The organism is Streptomyces sp. NTH33, from assembly GCF_003236365.1.
Classification (GTDB): Bacteria; Actinomycetota; Actinomycetes; order Streptomycetales; family Streptomycetaceae; genus Streptomyces.
On record NZ_POTZ01000549.1, the window covers coordinates 1 to 4,168 of the forward strand.

General features: G+C 74.4%; 3 protein-coding genes. 1 reads left to right on the plus strand and 2 read right to left on the minus strand.

Annotation, left to right across the window (positions count from 1 at the left end; translation table 11 throughout):
- Positions 1-1,387, minus strand: a 1,387-nt coding sequence (locus tag C1I97_RS32620) for a glycoside hydrolase family 3 protein (protein ID WP_111006641.1), incomplete at its 3' end; no start/stop codon positions are given.
- A 543-nt stretch (positions 1,388-1,930) separates the two neighbouring features.
- Positions 1,931-2,848, minus strand: coding sequence for a LysR family transcriptional regulator (locus tag C1I97_RS32625; protein ID WP_111006642.1), 918 nt, complete (start codon positions 2,846-2,848; stop codon positions 1,931-1,933).
- Between the two features lie 107 nt (positions 2,849-2,955).
- Here C1I97_RS32625 and C1I97_RS32630 point away from each other — a divergent pair, with 107 nt between their 5' ends.
- Positions 2,956-3,879, plus strand: a complete 924-nt coding sequence (locus tag C1I97_RS32630; RefSeq protein WP_111006643.1) for an EamA family transporter — start codon at positions 2,956-2,958, stop codon at positions 3,877-3,879.
- Positions 3,880-4,168: the final 289 nt, after the last annotated feature.

Sequence of the window (4,168 nt, forward strand, 5' to 3'; positions counted from 1 at the left end):
GGCCCGTGGTGTTCGACGGGGAGGCGGGGTCGGCGCCGACGACGAGGAGCCTGCGGTGGCTGCGGCGGGACAGCGGCAGCAGACGACCCTCGTTGACCAGCAGGGTCGTGGTCCGTTCGGCGACGCGGTCGGCCGCCGCCAGGTGGGCGTGGGTGCCCACGGTGCGGTCGACGCCGGCCCGGGTGACGTACGGGTCGTCGAACAGGCCCAGCTTCGCCTTCAGCCGCAGGATGCGCAGGATCGATTCGTCGAGCCGGGACTCGGTCAGCTCACCGCTCCGGACCGCCTTCAGCACGGCGTTCCAGGCGACGTCCAGGGAGGGCGGGTTGAGGAGCTGGTCCACGCCCGCCTTGAGCGCCAGCACCGGCACCCGGTCGTCGCCGTACTTGGTGCGCACGCCCTCCATGCCGAGGGAGTCGGTGACCACGACCCCGTCGTAGCCCAGTTCCTCGCGCAGGATGCCGGTGAGGATCGGGCGGGAGAGGGTGGCCGGGTCGTCGGAGGCGTCGAGCGCCGGGACGACGATGTGGGCCGTCATGATCGAGTCGATGCCGGCGGCGACCGCGGCCCGGAACGGCGGTGCGTCGAGCCGCCCCCACTCCTCGCGGGTGTGGTGGATGTAGGGGAGCTTGGCGTGGCTGTCGTCGACCGTGTCGCCGTGCCCGGGGAAGTGCTTGGCGGTCGCCGCCACCCCGGAGTTCTGGTAGCCCTTCACCTCCGCGGCCACCAGCCTCGCCACGGCGTCCGGGTCGGCGCCGAAGGAGCGTACGCCGATGACCGGGTTGGCCGGGTTGACGTTCACGTCGGCGACGGGGGAGTAGTTCTGGTTGATGCCGACGGCGCGCAGCTCGGCGCCCGAGACACGGCCCAGGGCGCGGGCGTCACCGGTCGAGCCACCCGCGCCGACGGCCATGGCGCCGGGAAAGAGGGTGGCGGGCTTGCCGACGCGGGCGACGATGCCGTGCTCCTGGTCGGTGGAGACGAGCATGGGCAGGCCGCGCGGCAGGCCGAGGGACGCCTTCTGGATGCCGTTGGACAGGTCGGCGATCTGGTGGGGGTCGCGGGTGTTGTGGGCCCAGGCGAAGTAGATGATGCCGCCGACGCGGTACCTGGCGATCAGCTCGGCGGCCGTGCGGACGCCGATCTCCTTGAGGTTGGCGTCGACGTCGGCCTGGTCGGGGGCGGTGGCGGAGTGGCCGTAGACCCGCATCACGAAGAGCTGGCCGACCTTCTCCTCCAAGGTCATGCGGGAGATGAGGGCGCGCAGCCTCCTGTCGTCGTAGGGGGCGGCGTGAGCGGTACCGGAGCCCTGGACCGCGAGGGCGGCGGTGAGGCCGGCGGTGGTGGCGAGGACGGTGCGTCTGGAGGGGCGTGTGGAGTCGTGCACGTGCGCTCCTTCCGGAGGTGTTCCGCTGAAGGAAACTTCCGAGGAGTCACCAATATCCGGGAAGTTTCTGCCAGTCAAGGGAGCGCGCACCACTCGGCGAGGGGCCGCCGTCGGCGCTGTGGGAGGGGGCGCGCCGATGGCGGCGGGCCGCCGGCCGCGGTGCGCAGGAGAGGGTGGCCGGCGATCGCAGCCGGCGGCGAGGGCCGACACCGCACCACGGAGACTCGTCCGGCGGCTTGCCGGTGGGACGAGCGGGGACGCGTCCGGGTTCCCGGACAGCCGCGGATCGCCGGGAAGTCGGTGGGCGGGTGACCGCGGGGCTCGGGGGCTTTCGTTTGGATCAGGCCGGGCTCGCGGGCCCTGGCACCGCTCCCCCAAGCTCTTCGAGCAGGGGGCACCCCCAGCCGCGTTGTCGTCGGTTGGCAGGGCTCCGCCCTGCCGCCCTCCTCCGCCTTGCGGTGCTCCCCCACTGCCTGAAGGCGTGGGAGGTGCCCCCACCACCAGACCCCGCTCCCTGATCCGGCCTGATCCAAACGAAAGCCCCTAGCGGGGCGCGTGCGCCGACACCGCCGGCCAGTGCTCCCGCAGCGTGCGGACCGCCTCGGCGATCGCCGGACGGCGCGCGGCGCCCGTGCGCCACAGCGCGTACAGCCGCCGTACGGGCACGGGGTCCAGCGACACCTCCACGACACCCTCGGGCAGCGGACCGCGGCCCAGGCGCGGGATCAGCGCGACGCCGAGACCGGCGGCGACCAGGGCGACCAGGGTCGGGTTCTCGTCGGCCTGGTGGACGAGGTTCGGTACGTGGCCGGCGGCGCGCAGGGTGCGCACCAGCCACTCGTGGCAGACCCGGCCCGGCGGCTGGCAGATCCACCGCTCGCCGCCGAGCTCCGAGCGCTCCACCGTGCCGCGCCCCGCGAACGGATGTCCCGCCGACACGAGCAGGTCGCACAGGTCGTCCCCGATGACCGCCTGCTCCACCCCGGCCGGGGCGGGCAGCGGGGCGATGTCCCAGTCGTGCGCGACGGCCAGGTCGAGGGCGCCCTTGGCGACCAGGTCCACGGACAGGTGCGGGTCGATCTCGCTGAGCCGGGCGTCGAGGGCGGGGTGCCTTTTCGCGAGGTCCGCGAGGACGGACGGCATCAGCCCGCGCGCCGCCGAGGGGAACGCGGCCACCGTCAGCCGCCCGGCCGGCACCCCGCGCCGCTCCTCCAGCTCGGTCTCGGCGCGCTCGACGATCGCCAGCAACTCCCGTGCGGCGACGACCAGTTGGTGCGCCTCGTCGGTGAGCCGCACCCCGCGCCCCTCGCGTTCCAGCAGGACGGTCCTGGTCTCCCGTTCCAGCTTGGCGATCTGCTGCGACACCGCCGACGAGGTGTACCCGAGCGCGGCGGCGGCCGCCCCGACGGTGCCGTGCACGGAGACGGCGTGCAGAGCGCGCAGACGCTGGAGATCGAGCACGGTTCCTCCTGCCTTTCCCCGGCCGGCCGACCGGTTAGCGTTCCTTCACGCGACCGTGCAGCAATCATCGCTGGTGCTGCACGGTCCGCGGAAGTGATCCTCGACGCATGCGACCCGCCCATGTCCTGCTCGCCGTCCTCGTCGCCGCCGTCTGGGGTGTGAACTTCACCGTCATCGAGGTCGGCCTCGGCCACTTCCCGCCCCTGCTCTTCTCGGCCCTGCGTTTCCTCGCCGCCGCCGTGCCCGCCGTCCTGCTGGTGGGCCGGCCGAAGGTGGCCTGGAAGTGGATCGTGGCGGTGGGGCTGGTGCTGGGCGTGGCGAAGTTCGGACTGCTGTTCGTGGGGATGGACGCGGGGATGCCCGCCGGACTGTCCTCGCTGGTGCTGCAGGTCCAGGCGGTGTTCACGGCACTGTTCGCCTGCCTGGTGCTGGGCGAGCGGCCGTCGGGCCCGCGGGTGCTCGGCATGGGCGTGGCACTCGCCGGCATCGGCGTCGCGGCCGTGGACGAGGGCGCCTCGGGCCCGCTCGGCGCGTTCGCGCTGGTCGTCGCCGCGGCGGCCTGCTGGGGCGCCTCCAACGTCCTGACCCGCAGGGCGGCTCCCCCGGACGCGCTGAACTTCATGGTCTGGGTGAGCACGGTCCCCGTCCTGCCGCTGCTCGGCCTGTCGCTGCTGCTGGAGGGTCCCTCCCAGGGCCTCGCCGCCCTGCGCGCCCTGGACTGGCAGGGTGCGGGCACGGTCCTCTACGTCGCCTGGGTCACCACGGTCTTCGGCTTCGGCGCGTGGGGCTGGCTGCTGCGCCGCCACCCGGCGTCCACGGTCGCGCCGTTCTCGCTGCTGGTCCCGGTGTTCGGCATGTCGTCGGCGGGGCTCCTCCTCGGCGAGCCGGTGAGCCCCCTGCGGTGGTGCGCGGCGGCGCTGCTGGTGGGCGGGGTCGCGCTGACGTCCCTGGGTCCGGGCCGCGGACCGGCGGACCGGGCCGAGCCGCACCCGGTGGTGGCCGGGAAGGCCCGCTCCGCACCGGCTCGTTGAGCGGCCGGACCGGGTGCGAGCTCCGGGCTCCCGCCCCGGTCCGGGACGCGGGACCCCGGAGACGAGCGGCGGATCCGCGCCCCGCCGTGCCGCGTGACCCGTGGTTCCGCCGCGGTGGACCGGCCCGGATCCTCCACTCGTCCGCCGGGCGTCCCGCGCGACCGCCGACCCTCGGGTCCGCCACACGCCCTCCGTACGAAAGCGCCCCGGCAGCGGCCGCTCCGGCCTCCGCCGGTCCCTATTCCCGGGGAACCGCCGAGGACCCCCGCACCATCAGCTCCCCCCGCAC

What these genes read in the sequence shown, in the direction of transcription:
- C1I97_RS32630 (WP_111006643.1), top strand. Translation starts at nt 2,956, where the DNA reads ATGCGACCCGCCCATGTCCTGCTCGCCGTCCTCGTCGCCGCCGTCTGG.